A 19765-nucleotide genomic window follows, 5' to 3' on the forward strand; every position below is an offset into this window, starting at 1 on the left:
GGCAGGTTTTTTCCGATTCGAAGTGGAAATCCGGAGGGAAAGGCATCAAAAGAAGCCCTTTTGGCGATCAAGAAGAGGAAAGGAGCGGACTGGCGGCAAGGGAGTGTGATCGGTGGCGGGTTTTGACGGCGCCTTCGCCCGATCGTTTATTGGCGCAATGTGTGAGCTGTCTCACGCACAAGCGGGGCCGGAGGAAAGCGGGCACAAAAAAGGGCCCTGTCGGGCCCTGCGAGGATCCGCCTCTCAGGTGGCGGGTGCCGCACTGCTGGTCGGCAGGGTCTGATTCTGCTAGCGCAGGTCCTCTTCGATGATGACATCGACGTCCAGCGGCTTGCCGTTGCGGATCACCGAGATGGTGAGCTTGGTGCCGGGGCGGCTCTCTACGATCTTGTCCATGACGGGACGCACGCCGGTGATGGCCTCTCCGTTGATCTTGAGCAGTACATCCCCACGTTTGAGACCGGCCTTGGTGGCTGGGCCATTGGGATCCAGGCTCTCCACCACCAACCCCTGCAAGTCCCCCAGGTTCAGCATGCGCGCGACGATGGGATTGATCTCGACGCTGGAGATGCCGAGGTAGCCGCGGATGACCCGACCGTTGGCGATCAGCTCGTCCATGATGCGCTTGGCCAGCTTGTAGGGGATGGCAAAACTGATGCCATAGCTCTCCTGATTGCCGTTGAGGTGGTAGGCGGCGGTATTGATACCCACCAGATCGCCACGGCCATTGACCAGGGCGCCTCCGGAGTTGCCCTCGTTGATGGCGGCATCGGTTTGCAGCAGATCCTGTCTGCCATTGCTGTCCGGCCCCATGCTGGAGAGGCCGATACGCCCGGTGGCGCTGATGATGCCCTGGGTGATGGTCTGGCCGACGTTGTAGGGGTTGCCGATGGCGAGCACCACGTCTCCCACGTCCGGCAGACGATCCGGGTCCTGAGGGATCACCGGCAGGTTGTCCGATTCGATGTAGAGCACCGCCAGATCGGTCAGTTTGTCGGTGCCGACCAGCTCTGCACTGAATACCCGACCATCTTGCAGGGCGACGATGATCTGGTCCGCATCGGCGATGACGTGATAGTTGGTGAGCACGTGACCGCGCTGGTTCATGATGACGCCGGACCCCAGCCCCTGGGGTCTGAGTTCGGCTTTTTCACCGCGATTGCCGGCGAAGCTGCGGGTGTAGATGTTGACGACGGCAGGGCCGGCACGATGGGCCGCGTAGGAGAAGCTCAGCTCGCGGGCATTGGTGATGAGGCCCGGCAGGGGGGCGCCGCCGCGAAAATTGGGAAACACCAGCAACAAAAGCGCAGCCATGGCGAGGCCAAAGCCGACGGACTTGCCCAAGTAGCTGATCAGAGGTGGGATTTTCATGTCTTTCTCGTCCGTACAGGCTGCGGGCAGAGAATAACATTATCGATGGATAAAAATCACCCGCGGCGGTTGCCGCGGGTGTGAGGGGCTTAACGGATCACCAAATAGAGCGAGGAGTCGCCGCGCTGAATGTTCAGCGCCAGGACTTCCGGCTTGTTTTTCAACACCTTGGTCAGTTCACCCATGGAGTTGATGCGCTGGCGGTTGACTCCGATGATGATGTCACCCTTCTGCAGGCCGGAGGCGGCTGCCGGTGAGCGGGGATCGATGTCGGAGACTGCCACGCCGGTCACGGGGTCCGTGATGGTGCTCAGCTTGGCCCCTTCCAGGGCGGGATGCAGGGCGCTGGCCAGGATCTCGCTGTCATCCGCCTTCTTCAGGGTGACCTTGACGGTCTGCTCCTTGCCGTCACGAATGAGGCCGAGCAAGACCTGCTTGTCGGCCCCCATGGTGGCGATTTTGGCACGCAGCTCGCCGAAGGAGCGGATGGGCTTGCCATCGATGCTGATGATGATGTCGCCTGCCTTGATGCCTGCCTTGGCGGCAGCGGAGTCAGGCATGACCTGGTTGACGAAGGCACCGTCCTTCTTGTTGTAGCCGAAGGTCTTGGCGATTTCGCTGGTGAGCTCGGTGCCGGTAATCCCCAGCTGGCCACGGCGCACTTCGCCGTATTTCACGATCTGCTCGGAGAGATCGCGCACCATGTTGGACGGGATGGCAAAGCCGATGCCGATGTTGCCGCCGTTGGGGCCCAGGATGGCGGTGTTGATGCCGATCAGCTCCCCGCGCAGGTTGAGCAGGGCGCCGCCCGAGTTGCCGGAGTTGATGGCCGCATCGGTCTGGATGAAGTTCTCCAGATTTTCGATGTTGAGGCCGCTGCGACCCAGGGCGCTGACAATGCCGGAGGTGACGGTCTGGCCCAGGCCGAACGGGTTGCCGATGGCCAGCGCGTAGTCACCGACTCTCAGCTCGTCGGAGTCGGCGAACTTGATCTGCACCAGATCCTCGGCCTTGATTTGCAGCAGGGCGATATCCGACTGTTTGTCTTCCCCTATTTTCTTGGCTGCATACTCACGGCCATCCTTCAGGTTGACCTTGATTTCGTCCGCCTCGTGGACCACGTGGGCGTTGGTGATCACGTAGCCTTTCTTGGCATCGATGATGACGCCGGAACCAAGCGCCTGGAAGGGCTGCTCGCTCACCTGCTCGTCAGGCATGTTGGGGCCGAAGAAGAAGCGGAATTGTTCCGGCAGGCGCTGGCGGGTGATCTTCTTGCCAGAGACGGAGATGTTGACCACGGCAGGGGTCACCTGCTCGAGGACGGGGGCCAGGCTCGGCATCTCCTGGTTGTTCGCCATCAGGGGCAGTGCGGCCTGCGCCGGTGCTGAGGACATGGCGATACCGACACTGAGGGCTAAGACACTGAATACAGAAAGAGATTTACGCATATGAGAAACAGCTCCCAGAAAAAGTTGCAGTGCAATCGTCAAGGTCTGACCACGATAAAGCGTAATTAGTTCAACCGACGATCAGCCCGGCTGCTTGAGCAGGCCGGACGCACCGGCGTAATCGCGGGGAGGAAGGCCCGGCTCCTCGCTGTTGGCGGCATCGCCTGTTTCTTCCACTTCGGGTTCGCGGAACAGTGGTTCCTGTACCTTGGCCAGGAACTTGCTCTGTTCCGCCATATGGCGATAAAGGGTCTGGTACTGTTCGGCCAGTTGCTCCATCAGGGCTGCGCTGTCGGCGAAGTGGGTGGTGATCTGCCCCTGGTAGCTTTCCAGCTCCTTGTGGGCTTTTTTCAGCTCCTGTTCCAGGCGTCCGGCATCCCGGCTACGGACAGAGAAGCGGCCGATCAGCACGCCGATGATCAGGGCGGCGATCGCCAGCAGGATCCCGTTAAACAGAGTCATAGAAGCTCCTTGTTACAGCTAACACGATGAATTTGAAGCGGTCGGATGGACCGCAACGCCTCGTTGGCACTATACCGTGCCCCCCGAGAGCGTGATACCATTTTGTCCCTCATTCAGGGACTTGGAGGCGGTTTACAGGATGACCCCGCAGCAAAAATATCAGCAGGATTTGCAGCGCCCCGGCTTTGTGGCCGATCCGGCCCAGGCCATGGCAGTCGCCCGCCTGGAGCGACTTTATCAGGATCTGTGCGCAAGCCCGACTCCGACCAGATCCCGTGGCCTGCTGGGTTGGCTGCAAAAGCCGAAAACCCGTGACCCCGTCCAGGGGTTATATATGTGGGGCGGTGTGGGCAGAGGCAAGACCTGGCTGATGGATACTTTTTTTGAGAGCCTGCCGGGGGAGCGCAAACTGCGCATCCACTTCCACCGTTTCATGCACCGGGTGCACGATGAGCTCAAAGGGCTGACCGGTCAGTCCGATCCGCTCAAGCTGATCGCTCGCAAGCTGGCCGATGAGACCGACGTCATCTGCTTCGACGAGTTTTTCGTCTCGGATATCACGGATGCCATGCTGCTCGGTACTCTGTTCCAGGAACTCTTTGGCCATGGCGTGGTGCTGGTGGCCACATCTAACATTCCCCCTCAGGATCTCTACCGCAACGGGTTGCAGCGTGCTCGCTTCCTGCCAGCCATCGCGCTTATCGAGCGTCACTGCGAGGTGATCAATGTCGATGGCGGTGTCGATTATCGGCTGCGAACCCTTGAACAGGCAGAGATCTATCACTTCCCGCTGGATGAGCAGGCCAGGAGCAACCTGGATCGTTATTTCAGCCAGTTGACCGGGATTGGGCAGGTGACTGCCGCCGCACTGGAAGTCAACCATCGCCAACTGAGTGCACTGGGCGTGGGGGAAGGGGTGCTTTATATGGAGTTTGAACAGCTGTGCTGTACTCCACGCTCCCAGGGCGACTACATCGAACTGGCCCGTGAGTTCCACACTGTCCTGCTGGCCAATGTGCAACCCATGGGCAGCGGCACGGATGACGCGGCCCGCCGCTTCATCGCCATGGTGGACGAGTTTTATGAGCGGCACGTCAAGCTCATCATATCGGCGGCGGTCCCCATGACCGGGCTCTATGGCGAAGGCTTGCTGAATTTCGAATTCAAGCGTTGCCTTTCACGGCTTCAGGAGATGCAATCGCACGAATACCTTGCCAGAGTGCACCTTCCTTAGTCACAATACCGCGCCTGCCAGTCGGATGGGCATCTGCGGCAGGTAGGGTCGGGCGACATTTGCTAGCTTCATGGCAGTGAAATTAGCAGGTGATATTTAAGGCAACTTCACTTATAATCGCCCGGCCCACGTTACAGCTGTCGATAAGACAGCAACACTTTAAGCTTTACTTGTATTCGAAGGGGTACAGGTAGGCCATCGTTTGTTGTTTGTGGGAGAGCCCCCATAAGCAATTGGGTCTGTAACAGGTAATTGGGTTTAACTTAATGAAAACTTTCGTTGCCAAGCCAGAAACCGTAAAACGTGACTGGTACATTGTGGACGCAGAAGGTAAAACTCTGGGTCGTATCGCAACCGAGATCGCTGCTCGTCTGCGTGGTAAGCACAAAGCCGAGTACACTCCGCACGTTGACACCGGTGACTACATCATCGTTGTAAACGCTGAGAAGGTACACGTAACCGGTAAGAAATTTACCGACAAAATGTACCACGCTCACTCCGGTTTCCCGGGTGGTATCAAGTCCATCAGCTTCGACAAGCTGATTCAGCGTAAGCCGGAAATGGTAATCGAAGCTGCCGTCAAGGGCATGCTGCCGAAGGGCCCGCTGGGCCGTGCCATGTTCCGTAAGCTGAAAGTTTACGCAGGCGCAGAGCACGCTCATGCTGCTCAGCAACCTCAAGTACTGGATATCTAACGGGAACTGGCAACATGGCAGAAAATCAATACTACGGTACCGGCCGTCGCAAAAGCTCCACTGCTCGCGTATTCATCAAAGCGGGTAGCGGTAAAATCGTAATCAACCAGCGCTCCCTGGAGCAATACTTCGGCCGTCCGACTGCCCGCATGGTAGTTCGTCAGCCGCTGGAACTGGTCGAGATGACCGAGAAACTGGATCTGTACATTACCGTTAACGGTGGTGGCATCTCCGGTCAAGCTGGTGCGATCCGCCACGGTATCACTCGTGCTCTGATGCAGTACGACGAGACCCTGCGTTCCGAACTGCGTAAAGCTGGCTTTGTTACTCGTGATGCCCGTAAGGTTGAGCGTAAGAAAGTCGGTCTGCACAAAGCGCGTAAGCGTCCGCAGTACTCCAAGCGTTAATTCGCTTTTGGTACGCACTCTCAGGAGTGTCAAAAAAGCCTGGCAATTTGCCAGGCTTTTTTTATTGGTAATGTTACATGTGACAATGCTAAGCATACGTCACAAAAGACAAAAAATTGTGTATTTATTGTTTTTGCCCATCGACTCCCTTTCTTGTCAAATTGTTATCTTTTCTTTAAAATTTCCATGGTCTTTCTGTGTCAATTGCCACTCCGCTTCCATCGCAGTTGTCAGAGGGAGAGGAGAAGTAAACAGGGACACTATAAGAATGAGCGGAGTCCACATGGGAGAGTTTTTGGATGAGCAATGCGCCAGTTGATACCGGTCGCCGCAGATTTCTTACCTGGTCAACGGTTGCCGTTGGCGGTGTAGGAGCTGCTTTTACCGCAGTGCCGTTTATTAAGTCATGGAATCCGAGTGCCAAAGCCAAGGCGGCAGGCGCCCCGGTTGAAGTGGATATCAGCAAGCTGGAGCCGGGTCAGCTAATCCGCGTCGAGTGGCGTGGTAAACCGGTCTGGGTGGTGAAGCGTACCAAGCAGACGCTGGATGCTCTGGCTGCACACGATGACAAGCTGCGGGATCCTGCGTCAGACGAGCCACAGCAACCGGACTATGCCCACAATGGCTACAGATCCATCAAACCGGAAATCTTCGTGGCCGTTGGCATCTGCACTCATCTGGGATGCTCCCCTTCCTATCTGCCCGACAGCTTCGGCGAGCAGGTTCAAGGGGTAACTTCCGGCTTCTTCTGCCCCTGCCATGGCTCCAAATTCGACATGGCTGGTCGAGTGTTCCAGGGCGTCCCCGCACCGCTGAACCTGGTCATTCCGCCATACCAATTTCTTAGCGACACCACCATTCTGGTCGGTGCCGATGGCAAGGAGGCCTGACCATGTTTGCCAAACTCATGGGCTGGATCGATGATCGTTTCCCGCTCACGGCCATGTACAACGACCATATGGCCAAGTATCCGGCGCCCAAGAACCTGAACTTCTGGTACTTCTTCGGCTCGCTTGCCATGTTGGTGCTGGTCAACCAGATCATCACCGGCATCTGGCTGACCATGAACTACAACCCCTCGGCGGAAGGTGCCTTCGCTTCCGTGGAATACATCATGCGGGATGTGGATTACGGCTGGCTGCTGCGTTACATGCACTCAACCGGGGCATCCGCCTTCTTCATCGTGGTCTACCTGCACATGTTCCGCGGCATGATCTACGGCTCTTACCAGAAGCCACGGGAACTGCTGTGGATCTTCGGCATGCTGATCTTCCTGGTACTGATGGCCGAGGCCTTCATGGGTTACCTGCTGCCCTGGGGGCAGATGTCGTTCTGGGGGGCCCAGGTCATCATCTCGCTGTTCGGTGCCATCCCCGTTATCGGTGACGATCTGACCCTGTGGATCCGGGGGGACTATGTCATCTCGGGTGCAACCCTGAACCGCTTCTTTGCCCTGCACGTCATCGCTCTGCCGCTGGTGCTGGTGATGCTGGTGGCCATGCATATCCTGGCGCTGCACGAGGTGGGCTCCAACAACCCCGATGGTATCGACATCAAGAAGCACAAGGACGAGAACGGCTGGCCACTGGATGCGGTCGCGTTCCACCCCTATTTCACCGTGAAGGACATGATCGGGGTAGCCGGTTTCCTGTTCTTCTTCTGTGCCATCATCTTCTTCAAGCCGGACATGTGGGGCTATTTCCTCGAGAAACCGAACTTTGAGGTGGCCAACGGCCTGAAGACACCGGCGCATATCGCTCCGGTCTGGTACTTCACCCCCTTCTACGCCATCCTGCGTGCGGTGCCGGACAAGCTGCTGGGGGTCATCATGATGGGCCTCTCCATCGTGGTGCTGTTCCTGTTGCCCTGGCTGGATCGCTGCAAGGTGCGCTCGGTGCGTTACCGCAGCACCCTGCACAAGCTGAACATCGCCCAGTTCGTGGTCTGCTTCATTATCCTGGGGGTGCTGGGCGTGCTGCCATCAACCCCGACCCTGACGCTGATTGCACAACTCTGTACTCTGGGTTATTTCGGATTCTTCGTCCTGTTGTTCTTCTACAGCAAGAATGAGAACACCAAGCCGCTGCCGGAGAGGGTGACATTCAAATGAAAAGAATAATTTTTGCAGTGCTGGCCCTGCTACCTGGTCTGGTGTTGGCCTCTGGCGGTGGCTTCCCTCTCGACAAGGCGGAGTACGATTTGAGTGACAAGGCATCCCTGCAACGGGGGGCCGCCACCTTCATGAACTACTGTGCCGGCTGTCACTCCACCCAGTACCAGCGTTATAACCGGGTGGCGGCTGACATTGGCATTCCGGACGATCTGATGAAGGAGAACCTGATCTTCACCGGCGCCAAGATCGGCGATCTGATGAAGAGCGCCATGTCCGAGAAGGATGCTGCGCGCTGGTTCGGCGCGCCGCCCCCCGACCTGACTCTGGTTGCCCGGGTGCGTGGTGCAGACTGGATCTACACCTATCTGCGTTCCTTCTACGTGGACGAGACCCGTCCATTCGGGGTGAACAACGCCGTCTTCCCGTCCGTGGGTATGCCCCATGTGCTGGAGCCGTTGCAGGGGACGCCCCGCGCCGAGTTCAAGACGCACACCCTGGATGGCGTGGAGATGCAGCAAGTCGTCAGCATCAAATCTGACGGCAACGGTGAAATGAACAACGAAGAATATGATCAGACGGTACTGGATCTGGTAAACTTCTTGGTCTACTCGGCTGAGCCGGTGCAGCAGGAGCGCGAACGTATGGGCTTCTGGGTACTCGGATTCATCGCTATCTTCTTCATCTTCACTGTGCTGTTGAAGAAGGAATTCTGGCGCGACGTTCACTAAGCGACCAGATCGGAGTAATATGACGCGCGGCAATGAAGACAGACATGCTTCATTGCCGTTTCTGCTTTTTAATGACGGGAGGGTTCAATGGCTGTAGCTGCCAATAAGCGTTCGGTAATGACGCTGTTTTCCGGTGCCAACGATATGTTCAGCCATCAGGTGCGTATTGTCCTGGCGGAGAAGGGTGTTAGCGTGGATATCTGCCAGGTTGATCCTGCCAACCTGCCGGATGAGCTGGCCGAGCTGAACCCGTACAACACTGTACCGACTCTGGTGGATCGCGAGCTGGCGTTGTACACCTCGCGCATCATCATGGAGTATCTGGACGAGCGTTTCCCGCATCCGCCCCTGATGCCGGTTTATCCGGTCGCGCGCGGCAACAGCCGTTTGATGATGCACCGCATCGAGCTGGACTGGTACTCTCTGGCCGACAAGATCATGGCGGGCACCGATACCGAAGCCGCCCGTGCCGAGCTGCGTGACAACCTGCTGGCCATCGCCCCCATCTTCGGCGAGATGCCCTATTTCATGAGCGAAGAGTTCGGTCTGGTCGACTGCTACATGGCGCCGTTGCTGTGGCGTCTGCCGAGCCTGGGCATCGATTTCACCGGCCGTGGCGCCAAAGAGCTGAAGGCTTACATGGTTCGCCTGTTCGAGCGTGAATCCTTCCAGGCTTCCCTGACCGAGGCCGAGCGCGAGATCCGTGCCGGCGTATGAGCATGGAACCGACAATGACACCCAGTCGCCCGTATCTGCTGCGGGCGTTTTTTGACTGGTTGCTGGATAACGATCTGACTCCCCATCTGGTGGTCAATGCCAATATTCCCCATGTGATGGTACCGATGCAGTTCGTGCAGGATGGCCAGATTGTTCTGAACATAGCCCCCCGGGCCGTGGGCCAGTTCCACATGGACAATGACGCTGTCAGCTTCAGCGCCCGTTTCGGTGGCGTATCGCAGCAGGTCTATATCCCCATGGCGGCCGTACTGGCCATCCATGCCAGGGAGAATGGAGTGGGGACCCTGTTCCCGCCGGAGCCCGGGTATGACCTCTGGCTGGAACAGGCACAGACACCAACGTCGGTTGACCCCGAGCCGGAACCACCGCGCCCGAGCGGTCGCCCGACCCTGAAAGTCATCAAATAAAAAACGCAGCCTGAAGGCTGCGTTTTTTTTTCCTGCCAGATGGTCAATTCTGGGCAAACTCGAAGGCTTTGATCACCTGTTTAACGCCGCTGACGTGGCGGGCGATTTCCACGGCCTGATCCCCTTCCTGGCGGGTGACCAGCCCAATGAGGAATACCTCGCCATTCTCGGTGACAACCTTCACCTTGGCGCTGTCGAAGTTCTTGGTGCCCAGCATGTCGGCCCGCACCTTGGAGGTGATCCAGGTGTCATTGCTGCGCACGCCGATACTGACTGGTTTGCCAAGGCGCAGTTCGTTGTAGACATGGCGAACCCCTTCAACCCGGCTCACGATTCTACCCGCTTCCTGTTTGTAAGCGTCAGAAGGTGTCTGACCCACCAGCAGCACACGGCCGTTGTTGCTGTAGACACTGATCTTGCTGGCGGCGCTCAGGGGCTTGTTGTCGGCTAACAGGTTGGCGGCTTTCAGCTCTATGGTCTGATCGTCCCACTGGGCACCCAGGGTGCGGCGATCGCCGCTCGCTTTGGCGGTGCCAGCCGCGCCACCGACCACCACGGCAGCACAGCCTTGCAGCAGCAGGACGCCAGTCAGCAGGGCAAGAGCGAGAATAGGCTTCTTCATGGTTTCAGTCTTCCTGTTGCGGGAAAAGTGTCTGGTCGATGAGGTCACAGAGACAGTGCAGGGTCAACAGGTTCACTTCCAGAATACGAGGACGGCGAGCGGAAGGAACGCGGATCTCCACGTCATTGGGGCCCAGCAGACCGGCGATCTCTCCCCCGTCTCCGCCACCGAGAACAATGATGGTCATGTCGCGGGAGAGGGCGGCCTCCGCAGCCTTGATGAGGCTGCGGCTGTTGCCTGTCGTGGTGATGACCACCAGGATGTCGCCTGGTTGTCCCAGAGCACGTATCTGTTTGGCATAGACCTCTTCGAAACCGTGATCCGTGGCGATGGCGCTGATGGTCGCCATGTCGGGCGTCAGGGCGAGACCGGGCAGGGAGGGGCGAGGAGTTTCATAGCAGTTCACCAGTTCGGAAATGAACAGCTGTGCCAATGCCGAGGAAGGACCATTGCCACATGCCATCACCTTGTGGCCATTGAGCAGGCAGATGGTCAGCATCTGGGCTGCCGTATGGATGGCATCCGGCAGTGCTTCGGCGGCAGCTATCTTGGTCTGGATACTCTCGGTGTAATTCTCTTTGATGGGATCAGTCATGGGGTCCTCTTAAAACGCGTTCTGGATCCAGTCCGGCTGGTCGCCCTCGAACGCGATCACATCGAATCGACAGGCCTGGTTGGCCTCATTGATGGCATGTTGCTTGAAATAGTGGCGCGCGGCCAGCACGATCTTGTGCTGCTTGCGCCGGGTGACCGAGCTGGCTGCACCGCCATGGGTGGCGTTGGCGCGATATCTCACTTCAACGAACACCAGGGTCTCCCCCTGGCGCATGATGAGATCGATCTCGCCGCCACGGCAGCGGTAGTTGCGGGTCACGGGTTGCAGGCCGCGGGCCTGCAACCAGCGTTCCGCTATTTGCTCAAAGTGTTGTCCCTTGCTCGTCGCTGCCGACGGCAACAGGTTCAACCACTGCTGGTGAAGTTGTGTCAGTAGCCTCTTCATGAGTCGCATCCTCCAGCTGGGGGGCGGCGCTGTCGCTGACCAGCTTGCCATTCTGGTAGGTGGCCCAGTCCAGCATGCGCACTATGTTGCCCTGGGGATCCACGCTCAGCTGGCCGCTCATGCCGGGTTGCTGCATGGCATTGACCTTGCGCATTTGCGGCAGGTTGCCTGCCAGGCTGACGGCATCGTAACCGAGGGCGAACAGGCGCAGCAGGTCGCCCTGGGTCTGGGGCCAGAGCAGGGCAATCTGTTCACGCTGCGTCTCGAAGCCACCCAGCAGCAGTGGCATGTCGGAGATATGCATGCCGTTAAGCTCGGATGCCACCTCGGTCGTCCCGCCGTCGTATCCCCGCGAGCTGCTGTAGATGGGCAGGCTGCCCATGGGATTGACCGAGATGTCCACATAGGGCTTGATCATCCGGGTCTCCAGGCTGTTGGCCACCACATAGACGGCGTCGATGCTGCGCGGCGCGGCATCGGACAGCTGGACAATCTCCCCGGCTCGTGCCGTGGAACGGCCGCTCAGAGCGTTCTTGACCATGCCCTGCACTTCGTTGCGCGCCCCGAAGGTGGCAACCACGGGCTTCTCCTGGCTGACGCCGGCCCAGGCCTGCTCAAACGCCTTGATACTGCTGTAGCCAATCCGGCCTTGTGCCGCGATCAGCAGCGGCTTGCGGTAGCCCTGACCATAGAGGTACTGGGCAGCCTGGCTCGCATCGGCAGCGGCGGAGAGCGAGAAATAGAAGGTATTGTCGTTGACGATTGGCTTGTCCAGCTCGTTGAGCGCCAGCACCGGCACGGTCGGACTCGACTTGAGCAGCTCCTCCACCTGATCCTTGAGCAGGGGGCCGATGATCATGTTGGCCCCTTCCTGAATGGCCTGCTTGTAGAGGTCCCCCATCGCCTTGCCCTGGGTATCATAGAAGTTCAGGGTGAACTGGCTCTGATTTTCCTTGTAGGACATCAACATGCCGTTGCGGATGGCGGCGCCCTGGGCCTCCAGGTTGCCGGAGAGCGGCAGGAAGACGGCGATCTGCTGCAGCGAACCGTTGTCCGTAGTAGCGAGATCCCCAAGGCCGGCCGGCATGTCGCTCTGGGCAGGGTGGTTAGGGAAGCTCTGCTTCCAGCCGGCAAGCTGGCGGGCCAGCTGGCTCGGCTGTGCCCCGAATTCGTTCACCAGCGCCGCAAGACGCAGCCAGCCGGTGGTCACATCGGGAGCTGGCTCCTCTTCGAGCGCCTGCAGGGTGGAGGGGGTCATGCTTTTCAGCAGCGACCAGATCTGCTGGTGATTGGTGGCCAGCTCATTCTTGGCCAGATAAGGTTCCAGCAGGATCAGCGACTTGGCCGCACCAAACTTGTTGTTGATGTCGAGCTGCAGCACCACGCGCTGGCGGTACCAGTCCTTCTGGGTATCGGCATCCAGCACCACATCCGGCTTGCCTTCCAGCAGGATCAGCGCCTGGTTGGCGTTGCCCTGGGCGAGTAGCAGGTGTGCCTGCAGCAGTTGCAACTGCGCCTGCTGCACCGGGCTCTTCGCCTGCTTCTGCAACTGCTGATACAGGGCGGCAGCCGGTTTGGCCTGGCCGAGCGCCAGATAGCTGCGCGCCGCCATCATCTGCCACACGAAGGCCTCTGCCGGTTTGGCGGGATCCACCTGCTCCAGATACCACTGGGCATTCTTGGTCAGATCCGAGAAGGCTGACGGCATGCCGGGTTGTCCGGAAGATTGATTGGGCTCCGACGCACAGGCGGCGAGCAGGACTGCCGCGAGTAGGATGCCGAAGAGTCGTGATACACTTAGCTGCTTTATAACCCGGTTCAAGTTCATTCCCCGACCAGTGTTGAAATTCTCCATAGTGTAAACGGGCCAATATGGCGACACAATTGTCGGGACACTCGGAGCTCCCATGAGTGACATCCCAACCCTGTATATAGTCCCCACTCCGATCGGCAATCTGGCCGACATCACCCAGCGAGCACTGGACGTGCTGCGCAGCGTCGATCTGGTGGCCGCCGAGGATACCCGGCATACCGGGATCCTGCTCAGCCACTACCAGATCTCGGTACCGACCTTTGCTCTGCACGATCACAACGAGCAGCAAAAGGCGGATGTGCTGATCGCCCGCATCAAGGAGGGCAAGAGCGTGGCCCTGGTCTCCGATGCGGGGACGCCGCTCATCAGCGACCCCGGTTATCACCTGGTCACCCGTTGTCGTGAAGCCGGGGTCAAGGTGGTGCCGCTGCCCGGTCCCTGCGCCGCCATCACGGCGCTGTCCGCCGCCGGGCTGCCCACCGACCGCTTCGCCTTCGAGGGTTTCCTGCCGGCCAAGGCCAAGGGGCGGGATGATCGCCTGCAAGCCGTCATCGAAGACACCCGCTCTCTGGTGTTCTACGAATCGCCGCGCCGGGTGCAGGAGACGGTGGAAGCGATCGCTCGCATCCTTGGTGAGCGCCAGGTGGTGGTGTGCCGCGAGCTGACCAAGACCTTCGAGTCCATCCACGGTCTGCCCGCCTCCGAGATGCTGGCCTGGCTCGGAGAGGACGATAACCGTTGCCGCGGGGAGATCGTGCTGGTGGTCGCCGGTGCCAGCAAGGTGGATGACGAGTTGCCTGCGGAGGCGATCCGCACCCTGGGGCTGCTGGTGGCCGAGCTGCCGCTCAAGAAGGCGGCGGCCCTCACCGCCGAGATCCACGGGGTGAAGAAGAATGCCCTCTACAAGTACGGTCTCGAGCATCATTAATTGCCGTAATCGGGAATTGCCGGTTTACCCCGTCCGCTTCACGAGGCTATAATCCGCGCCTCGGAGTTGGCTGGGCAATCGCTGCTTCGTCGTTGTGTCCCTCGGGACAGACGGGCGGAGGGGAGGAAAGTCCGGGCTTCATAGGGCAGGGTGCCAGGTAACGCCTGGGGGGCGCGAGCCTACGACCAGTGCAACAGAGAGCAGACCGCCGATGGCCCGCAAGGGATCAGGTAAGGGTGAAAGGGTGCGGTAAGAGCGCACCGCGCGACTGGCAACAGTTCGTGGCACGGTAAACTCCACCCGAAGCAAGACCAAATAGGCCCCTATTGGCGCGGCCCGCGTTGGGGGCGGGTAGGTTGCTTGAGCCAGTGAGCGATTGCTGGCCTAGAGGAATGATTGCTACCCGGGGCAACCCGGTACAGAACCCGGCTTACAGGCCGACTCCGACCTAATTCAAATCAAGAGCTTAGCGGTAAAACGCTAGGCTCTTGTCATATGTGGAACAAACTGAGTAACAAAGTGGGGAACATTCCTCACTATCTGACCCGCCGCAATGGCGTTTTCTACGCCTGTTTTCGCCTCCCTACAGCGCTTAGCCAGCGCCCAAAAGTGATCCGTCGATCTCTCCATACCCGTGATGCTGGATTGGCTTGTTTGCGTCTGGCAAAGTGGTTGCCAATCTTTCAGCAGATCAAGGAAATGGCGCAGGTGAAGAGTGAAAAGGAGCTGTTAGAGGATCTTGTCCCTTCTATCCAGCGATTGAATGAGCTGACCGCCCAAGATGAACAGAGTGTGGTCAAGGTGGTGGCTGATCTGAATGCCCCTTTCGAGGATTTCCCAGAAGAAGGACTGTATGCCGAGCAAGATGCCATAGATGACTTTATCGCGCCGTATCTGAAAGAGAAGTTGATTCTCTTGGAAAGTATTGAGACGGAGGACGATGCCGAGCGCATCTTTGCACAATCCCCGCTCTCTGGCCTCGATATCGCTGCTTCTGAGCGGGAAGCCTACAGGGATGAACTTCTTTACATCAAAGCGCGGCTGGCGAAGTTACAGGGGGATTCTGGCCTCTATGAGCTGATGCGTAACCAACTGTTGGAGCGGTATCTCACCCCTGAACTGGTGGCGTATCGTGAATGCGAAGCCGCCAAGGAAGCCCAAGACAAGGTGCTTGCTGTTGTCGCCAGACAAAGTATTGCAGGTGGGGTTAGTCGTGCTCCTGCCATGACCGAAACATCCCTGTTACTGTCTGAATCGTATAAGAAATTTATCAAATTCAAAAAAAATCTAACGGGAAAAATGATTAAGGATTATGACCGTTATCTCGATTTTACGCTGGCGATGTTGGGGGATATTGAAACCCACAACGTCACCAAGCAGGCATTGCGTGAATGTCTTGAGGTCTATCAGCAGATGCCGAAAGGTAATCTTTCGCCCTATAACACCATGAGCATGGCTGAAAAGGTGGATTTGGCAAAAGCAGGAGAAATTGAAAAAGATCATTTGATAGCTGCTAAAACCGCAGGAGAGTTACTCAAATTTTATCAAAGTTTGTTTAGTGCTTTCTTAACAGATGAAAAGGATATGTTCACTACATCTCCCACAACCGGATTGAAAAAGCCACCATCGGAAGATGTGACCTGGGGGGCCTATACCAAGGCTCAGGGGCGCCAGATATACGAGTATTGGCTGGCACAACCTGATAGCCCCATGCGCTGGGTGTTTCTGCTGGTACTATTTACGGGAATGCGCCGTAGCGAAATTGCCAATGTTTCTCGATACTCATTAAAACAGGATCAGGATTCTGGCCGCTATTACCTGTGGATCCAAGAGGGGAAAACCGCTGCTGCAACCCGTCCGGTAACGATAGCGAAAGAGCTTGAGGCACTGGGATTTGTCGAATATCTACGGTCACTTGATGGTGTACTCTATCCAGCGGAAAGGCTGAACGACATTACCGAGAGAGCAAACAAAGTGCGCCAGTTGCTTGAGATTGGTGAGACAGAAGAAAATGGTAAAGGTCGCTTGGTGTTCCATAGTTTCCGGCACTCCTTTGTTACGTTCAAGCAGGCAAAAAATGTGGATTATCATCGTTTGCAACGCTTTGTCGGTCATGAAGGCACAAGAAGTATCACCACGCGCTATACGCACGCTCATATGATCACTGATTACAGCGATATTGCAGATGATCCTTGGTGGTCCAGTTAGGGCGAGATAGAAAATGTTCAGTAAGTATTGAGCCATAACCATTGATCAATGGATGAAATCACAGCATGAAAATACTACACATTGCCCTCGTCATTATCTTAATGTTATCGCCAGCCTACGCTGCATCAACGGCATCAGATGTTCCCCAAGTCATTCAGGCAGCCGAGCAGGGAGATGCTAGGGAAGGTGCGAATAAGTCATATGGCACGAGAGCATTTACTGGTAACCCATTGATATTAAATGACTAAAATTTTCATTTTTTGTTCGTGGGATACTTGTTCGCACCTTCCCTAGTTGGTAAACTACTATCCCTAAGATAATCACATTCAGTGGGAGTTTTTGCTAAGACTGCACCTGAGAATAATATAGGAACTACGAAAATCAGTTTATTGGTTAGCATCGCTATATTCCATCTAAAAAGTCTTCATTTTATCAATTTGGTTGGCGTTGGTAAGTGTTTTTAGCTCAAAAACGTTCATTCGGGCGCCCTGAGCCTCATAGCAGAACTCCATTTTAGATTTTTTTATCTTTAGCTACTTTTGCAATCGTTGCTCGACTGCATTTATACATATCTTCAATCTTGCTATAAGACCATCCCGCAGACAAGGCCAATTGGATCTTTTCGTGAAGTGCCGCATCAATTGGGCGACCCTTATAGCGTCCTTCGGCTTTGGCTTTGGCGATGCCTTGAGCCTGACGGCGGCGGCGGTCGGTGTAGTCTTTGCGAGCAATGGCGGCGAGCATATCGAGCATCATACTGTTTAATGCGTCTAGCATCCGACTGGTGAACTCGTCCCCTGTCGTCATAAGCTGGTGGCTGGTGGGCAAATCCAGCGCCACGATCCGCACTCCTTTAGCCTTGATAATGGCTTTCAGGCTTTCCCAGTCCTCACCGTTAAGGCGGCTGATACGGTCTACCTGTTCCACCAGCAGGCAATCCCCTTGCTGGGCGATATCGAGTAGCCGGAACAACTCGGGACGTTTGAGACTGGCCCCTGATTCATTTTCAACAAACCATCCGGCAATCTGTTGCCCTTGGCTTTGGGCAAACTCGATCAACTGTTCTTTTGCGCGGCTGGCGTCTTGTTCGTCGGTACTGGCTCGCAGGTATCCATAGATCCGGTTACTCATGTTGTCCTCTGGTTTCTTTTATATGGTTTCATAACTATAGTTTACTTTAAGTGGTTTTGTAAGTAAGCAACCAAAGAAAATCAAGATAGAAAACTAGTTTCTTTTAGGTATACCCAATGAAACTGATGAAAACCTGTGCGATATTTCAAAATTTAAAAAAAATTTAACAAAGGGGTTCGTTTGGTTTTGTTAATTGGTGTTGAGCGCTTTCTGAACAGTTATGATGACATCAAGATTTCAGTGAGGGGGAGCGGAAGCGATGTTATTGAGAATTATTATCATGTTGGTCATGGCTACGGTATCGCAGGTGAGCCATTCAACTGCATACAGTCAGTACAACCTGATCCGCGATGAAGTGGTGAAGCAACAGCGCGTCTGTACCTATGAGAACAAGCGCGGTGAGCTTCATGTGATTACCAAACCCAAGGCAAAGCGGTGCGCCAAGTACATAAACACCGACCGCTTGTAGGGATGAACTGTGGTTCAAGGTGTGCAACAATGTGGATTCTTGCCAGCAGACGATAGAGAGCATAAATCTATAACTTGCTGATTTTAAACAACAATCCGCTATTGCTCTGTTGATGTAGAGGACGGCTTACAGGCCGACTCCGACCTCTTTCCTGAAGAGCCTTGCGATTTATCGCAAGGCTCTTTTTATTAACCATAAAGTACTGCCTCGGTTGACTCGTGATATTTACTGTTGGGCTAGCTATGTTTAACAAATGTATTTTATATCAATCTGTTATGTGGAATTTTTCCATGTTCTGAATATCGTGATGGCGCTGGAGAAGCGCGGCCTGCATGGCTGATGTTTATTCGTGCAATTTGTCAGTTTTTTAATTGCTGAAAATTAATCGAGTTGCGGGTAACACAAATAACTTGTGGAAAATCAATTCATTTAATCGGTAGTCTCATCACGCTGCGTCAATATGTTCCCCATGCCCGAGATCCTTGCTTGAAAAGCCCCCTGCTCGTCCTTAAACTTCATGGTGGAGAAAAGTGGATCAAAGTGGTTTTATTGGGCATCTAGCCCCCATAACTCACCTTCGGGGACTGCAATTTGTTGCGTGGCGCTCACGCCATCAGCCTGGACAGCAAGGGGCGGTTGGCGATTCCGACCAAATTTCGTGATTGGCTGCGCGACGAATGCGACGGCCAGCTGGTCTGCACCATCGACATCGCCCATCCCTGTCTGCTGCTTTATCCCCTGAATGAATGGGAAGAGGTGGAGCGCAAGCTGAAGACCCTTTCCAGCACCAACCCGGCGGAACGCCGCCTGCAGCGTCTGCTGCTCGGCCACGCGGCCGAATGCGAACTGGATGGCAATGGCCGTCTGCTGCTCAGCCAGCCGCTGCGCAGCCATGCCGGGCTGGACAAGAAAGTCATGCTGGTGGGCCAGCTCAACAAATTCGAGCTGTGGGATGAAGCCCGCTGGCAACAACAGATCAACGACGACATCCTGGGCCTGCCCGAGGACGACTGGGCAAGTTCACCACGACTACAGGATTTTTCTTTATAAATGACCCAAGCCGCTGAACACATCACAGTGCTGTTGCACGAAGCCGTCGAAGGGCTGGCCATCAAGCCGGACGGTATCTACGTCGACGGTACCTTTGGCCGGGGTGGTCACTCTCGTCTCATTCTCCAGCATCTGGGCCCGAACGGCCGTCTGATCGCCATCGACCGGGATCCCCAGGCCATTGCCGAGGCGGCCAAGATCCAGGATCCCCGTTTCGAGATCGTGCACGGTCCCTTCTCCGGCATCACCCGCTATCTGACCGAGCGCGGCCTGCTGGGCAAGGTCGATGGCTTCCTGCTGGATCTCGGTGTCTCCTCCCCCCAGCTTGACGATGCCGAACGTGGCTTCAGCTTCATGAAGGACGGCCCGCTCGACATGAGGATGGATCCCACCTCCGGTCAGAGCGCCGCCGAGTGGCTGGCCCGTGCCGATGTGGACGACATCGCCTGGGTGCTGAAAACCTTCGGTGAGGAGCGCTTCGCCAAGAAGATTGCTCGCGCCATCGTACACGATCGGGTGACCGAGCCCTATGTGCGCACCCGCCAACTGGCGGAGATGATTTCCCGGGTCAACCCGAGCAAGGAGAAGGGCAAGCACGCGGCGACCCGCAGCTTCCAGGCCATCCGCATCTATATCAACAGCGAGCTGGACGAGATCGAAACCGCCCTCAACGGCGCGCTGGACGTGCTGGCTCCTCACGGCCGTCTCTCCGTCATCAGCTTCCACTCTCTGGAAGATCGGCTGGTGAAACATTTCATTCGCAAGCACGAGAAAGGTCCTGAAGTACCCCACGGCATCCCCCTGACTGAAGCCCAGCTTGCCGGTGGTCGCAAGCTGAAGTCGATCGGCAAGGCGCTCAAGCCTTCCGACCACGAGGTCAATGAAAACACCCGGTCCCGCAGTTCGGTGCTGCGGGTCGCAGAGCGTCTTGCGGAGTAAAC

General features: G+C 56.7%; 21 protein-coding genes and 1 other RNA gene. 14 read left to right on the top strand and 8 right to left on the bottom strand.

Annotated features, from left to right (window positions below; translation table 11 throughout):
- Positions 1 to 288: 288 nt before the first annotated feature.
- The 3 genes from degS to J9889_RS03335 form a co-directional block, all read right to left on the bottom strand.
- Positions 289 to 1371 carry an outer membrane-stress sensor serine endopeptidase DegS gene (gene degS / locus J9889_RS03325; RefSeq protein ID WP_052814454.1) on the bottom strand — a complete coding sequence of 361 codons (1083 nt, stop codon included), beginning with the start codon at positions 1369 to 1371 and terminating at the stop codon, positions 289 to 291.
- An 89-nt stretch (positions 1372 to 1460) separates the two neighbouring features.
- The gene (locus tag J9889_RS03330; RefSeq protein ID WP_210555968.1) at positions 1461 to 2819 is read right to left on the bottom strand and encodes a Do family serine endopeptidase; all 1359 of its coding nucleotides are present in this window, start codon (positions 2817 to 2819) and stop codon (positions 1461 to 1463) included.
- 81 nt (positions 2820 to 2900) lie between these two features.
- A complete protein-coding gene (locus J9889_RS03335) occupies positions 2901 to 3281 on the bottom strand; it encodes a YhcB family protein (protein ID WP_010675856.1) in 381 nt (126 codons plus the stop codon).
- Positions 3282 to 3420: 139 nt separating this feature from the next.
- Here J9889_RS03335 and zapE point away from each other — a divergent pair, with 139 nt between their 5' ends.
- The 8 genes from zapE to J9889_RS03375 all read left to right on the top strand — a co-directional run bounded on the left by zapE (position 3421) and on the right by J9889_RS03375 (position 9603).
- Entirely contained in the window at positions 3421 to 4515 is a 1095-nt protein-coding gene (gene zapE / locus J9889_RS03340) for a cell division protein ZapE (protein ID WP_041214026.1), read from the top strand.
- Between the two features lie 266 nt (positions 4516 to 4781).
- The gene (rplM, locus tag J9889_RS03345) at positions 4782 to 5210 is read left to right on the top strand and encodes a 50S ribosomal protein L13 (protein WP_005336289.1); all 429 of its coding nucleotides are present in this window, start codon (positions 4782 to 4784) and stop codon (positions 5208 to 5210) included.
- A 14-nt stretch (positions 5211 to 5224) separates the two neighbouring features.
- The gene (gene rpsI / locus J9889_RS03350; RefSeq protein ID WP_005336286.1) at positions 5225 to 5617 is read left to right on the top strand and encodes a 30S ribosomal protein S9; all 393 of its coding nucleotides are present in this window, start codon (positions 5225 to 5227) and stop codon (positions 5615 to 5617) included.
- Between the two features lie 299 nt (positions 5618 to 5916).
- Positions 5917 to 6507, top strand: coding sequence for a ubiquinol-cytochrome c reductase iron-sulfur subunit (gene petA, locus J9889_RS03355; RefSeq protein WP_010675854.1), 591 nt, complete (start codon positions 5917 to 5919; stop codon positions 6505 to 6507).
- Positions 6508 to 6509: 2 nt separating this feature from the next.
- Positions 6510 to 7727, top strand: a complete 1218-nt coding sequence (locus J9889_RS03360; protein ID WP_010675853.1) for a cytochrome bc complex cytochrome b subunit — start codon at positions 6510 to 6512, stop codon at positions 7725 to 7727.
- The gene (locus tag J9889_RS03365; protein ID WP_210555969.1) at positions 7724 to 8458 is read left to right on the top strand and encodes a cytochrome c1; all 735 of its coding nucleotides are present in this window, start codon (positions 7724 to 7726) and stop codon (positions 8456 to 8458) included. Before J9889_RS03360 ends, J9889_RS03365 begins: the two co-directional genes overlap by 4 nt.
- An 87-nt stretch (positions 8459 to 8545) precedes the next feature.
- Positions 8546 to 9175, top strand: coding sequence for a stringent starvation protein SspA (sspA, locus tag J9889_RS03370; protein ID WP_039040485.1), 630 nt, complete (start codon positions 8546 to 8548; stop codon positions 9173 to 9175).
- Positions 9172 to 9603, top strand: coding sequence for a ClpXP protease specificity-enhancing factor (locus tag J9889_RS03375; protein WP_029314842.1), 432 nt, complete (start codon positions 9172 to 9174; stop codon positions 9601 to 9603). Before sspA ends, J9889_RS03375 begins: the two co-directional genes overlap by 4 nt.
- A gap of 43 nt (positions 9604 to 9646) precedes the next feature.
- On the opposite strand, the gene dolP is transcribed toward J9889_RS03375, so the two are convergent.
- Genes dolP through J9889_RS03395 form a run of 4 tightly spaced genes read right to left on the bottom strand, consistent with a single transcriptional unit; the run spans position 9647 to position 12933 of the window.
- On the bottom strand, positions 9647 to 10225 hold the full coding sequence (dolP, locus tag J9889_RS03380) for a division/outer membrane stress-associated lipid-binding lipoprotein (RefSeq protein WP_109421763.1): 579 nt from the start codon (positions 10223 to 10225) through the stop codon (positions 9647 to 9649).
- Positions 10226 to 10229: 4 nt separating this feature from the next.
- A complete protein-coding gene (locus J9889_RS03385; protein ID WP_010675848.1) occupies positions 10230 to 10820 on the bottom strand; it encodes an SIS domain-containing protein in 591 nt (196 codons plus the stop codon).
- A gap of 9 nt (positions 10821 to 10829) precedes the next feature.
- Positions 10830 to 11225 (bottom strand): YraN family protein, encoded by a 396-nt coding sequence (locus J9889_RS03390; protein ID WP_080770042.1) that lies wholly within the window; start codon positions 11223 to 11225, stop codon positions 10830 to 10832.
- On the bottom strand, positions 11143 to 12933 hold the full coding sequence (locus J9889_RS03395) for a penicillin-binding protein activator (protein ID WP_233466711.1): 1791 nt from the start codon (positions 12931 to 12933) through the stop codon (positions 11143 to 11145). The genes J9889_RS03390 and J9889_RS03395 overlap by 83 nt, the downstream gene beginning before the upstream one ends.
- Positions 12934 to 13132: 199 nt before the next feature.
- Between J9889_RS03395 and rsmI the strand changes: the two genes are divergently transcribed.
- The 3 genes from rsmI to J9889_RS03410 all read left to right on the top strand — a co-directional run bounded on the left by rsmI (position 13133) and on the right by J9889_RS03410 (position 16174).
- Positions 13133 to 13966, top strand: coding sequence for a 16S rRNA (cytidine(1402)-2'-O)-methyltransferase (rsmI, locus tag J9889_RS03400; RefSeq protein WP_180907140.1), 834 nt, complete (start codon positions 13133 to 13135; stop codon positions 13964 to 13966).
- A gap of 62 nt (positions 13967 to 14028) precedes the next feature.
- Positions 14029 to 14415: RNase P RNA component class A (gene rnpB, locus J9889_RS03405), an RNA gene on the top strand.
- Positions 14416 to 14461: 46 nt separating this feature from the next.
- On the top strand, positions 14462 to 16174 hold the full coding sequence (locus tag J9889_RS03410) for a tyrosine-type recombinase/integrase (protein WP_210555970.1): 1713 nt from the start codon (positions 14462 to 14464) through the stop codon (positions 16172 to 16174).
- Positions 16175 to 16687: 513 nt separating this feature from the next.
- Here J9889_RS03410 and J9889_RS03415 read toward each other — a convergent pair.
- Positions 16688 to 17305 (bottom strand): recombinase family protein, encoded by a 618-nt coding sequence (locus J9889_RS03415; RefSeq protein WP_210555971.1) that lies wholly within the window; start codon positions 17303 to 17305, stop codon positions 16688 to 16690.
- Positions 17306 to 17564: 259 nt separating this feature from the next.
- On the opposite strand from J9889_RS03415, the gene J9889_RS03420 reads away from it, so the two are divergent.
- The 3 genes from J9889_RS03420 (at position 17565) to rsmH (ending at position 19763) form a co-directional block, all read left to right on the top strand.
- Complete coding sequence (locus J9889_RS03420) at positions 17565 to 17774, top strand: hypothetical protein (protein ID WP_210555972.1); 210 nt, start codon at positions 17565 to 17567, stop codon at positions 17772 to 17774.
- Between the two features lie 591 nt (positions 17775 to 18365).
- A complete protein-coding gene (mraZ, locus tag J9889_RS03425) occupies positions 18366 to 18824 on the top strand; it encodes a division/cell wall cluster transcriptional repressor MraZ (protein ID WP_039040489.1) in 459 nt (152 codons plus the stop codon).
- Positions 18825 to 19763 carry a 16S rRNA (cytosine(1402)-N(4))-methyltransferase RsmH gene (rsmH, locus tag J9889_RS03430; protein WP_109421765.1) on the top strand — a complete coding sequence of 313 codons (939 nt, stop codon included), beginning with the start codon at positions 18825 to 18827 and terminating at the stop codon, positions 19761 to 19763.
- Positions 19764 to 19765: the final 2 nt, after the last annotated feature.

This window comes from Aeromonas sp. PrichA-15, assembly GCF_017939245.1.
GTDB classification, from domain to species: Bacteria; Pseudomonadota; Gammaproteobacteria; order Enterobacterales; family Aeromonadaceae; genus Aeromonas; species Aeromonas caviae.

Bases quoted from the DNA above. Each gene is read 5' to 3' on its own strand.
- degS (WP_052814454.1), bottom strand. From the start codon at position 1,371: ATGAAAATCCCACCTCTGATCAGCTACTTGGGCAAGTCCGTCGGCTTT.
- J9889_RS03330 (WP_210555968.1), bottom strand. From the start codon at position 2,819: ATGCGTAAATCTCTTTCTGTATTCAGTGTCTTAGCCCTCAGTGTCGGT.
- J9889_RS03335 (WP_010675856.1), bottom strand. From the start codon at position 3,281: ATGACTCTGTTTAACGGGATCCTGCTGGCGATCGCCGCCCTGATCATC.
- zapE (WP_041214026.1), top strand. From the start codon at position 3,421: ATGACCCCGCAGCAAAAATATCAGCAGGATTTGCAGCGCCCCGGCTTT.
- rplM (WP_005336289.1), top strand. From the start codon at position 4,782: ATGAAAACTTTCGTTGCCAAGCCAGAAACCGTAAAACGTGACTGGTAC.
- rpsI (WP_005336286.1), top strand. From the start codon at position 5,225: ATGGCAGAAAATCAATACTACGGTACCGGCCGTCGCAAAAGCTCCACT.
- petA (WP_010675854.1), top strand. From the start codon at position 5,917: ATGAGCAATGCGCCAGTTGATACCGGTCGCCGCAGATTTCTTACCTGG.
- J9889_RS03360 (WP_010675853.1), top strand. From the start codon at position 6,510: ATGTTTGCCAAACTCATGGGCTGGATCGATGATCGTTTCCCGCTCACG.
- J9889_RS03365 (WP_210555969.1), top strand. From the start codon at position 7,724: ATGAAAAGAATAATTTTTGCAGTGCTGGCCCTGCTACCTGGTCTGGTG.
- sspA (WP_039040485.1), top strand. From the start codon at position 8,546: ATGGCTGTAGCTGCCAATAAGCGTTCGGTAATGACGCTGTTTTCCGGT.
- J9889_RS03375 (WP_029314842.1), top strand. From the start codon at position 9,172: ATGAGCATGGAACCGACAATGACACCCAGTCGCCCGTATCTGCTGCGG.
- dolP (WP_109421763.1), bottom strand. From the start codon at position 10,225: ATGAAGAAGCCTATTCTCGCTCTTGCCCTGCTGACTGGCGTCCTGCTG.
- J9889_RS03385 (WP_010675848.1), bottom strand. From the start codon at position 10,820: ATGACTGATCCCATCAAAGAGAATTACACCGAGAGTATCCAGACCAAG.
- J9889_RS03390 (WP_080770042.1), bottom strand. From the start codon at position 11,225: ATGAAGAGGCTACTGACACAACTTCACCAGCAGTGGTTGAACCTGTTG.
- J9889_RS03395 (WP_233466711.1), bottom strand. From the start codon at position 12,933: ATGCCGTCAGCCTTCTCGGATCTGACCAAGAATGCCCAGTGGTATCTG.
- rsmI (WP_180907140.1), top strand. From the start codon at position 13,133: ATGAGTGACATCCCAACCCTGTATATAGTCCCCACTCCGATCGGCAAT.
- J9889_RS03410 (WP_210555970.1), top strand. From the start codon at position 14,462: ATGTGGAACAAACTGAGTAACAAAGTGGGGAACATTCCTCACTATCTG.
- J9889_RS03415 (WP_210555971.1), bottom strand. From the start codon at position 17,305: ATGAGTAACCGGATCTATGGATACCTGCGAGCCAGTACCGACGAACAA.
- J9889_RS03420 (WP_210555972.1), top strand. From the start codon at position 17,565: ATGTTATTGAGAATTATTATCATGTTGGTCATGGCTACGGTATCGCAG.
- rsmH (WP_109421765.1), top strand. From the start codon at position 18,825: ATGACCCAAGCCGCTGAACACATCACAGTGCTGTTGCACGAAGCCGTC.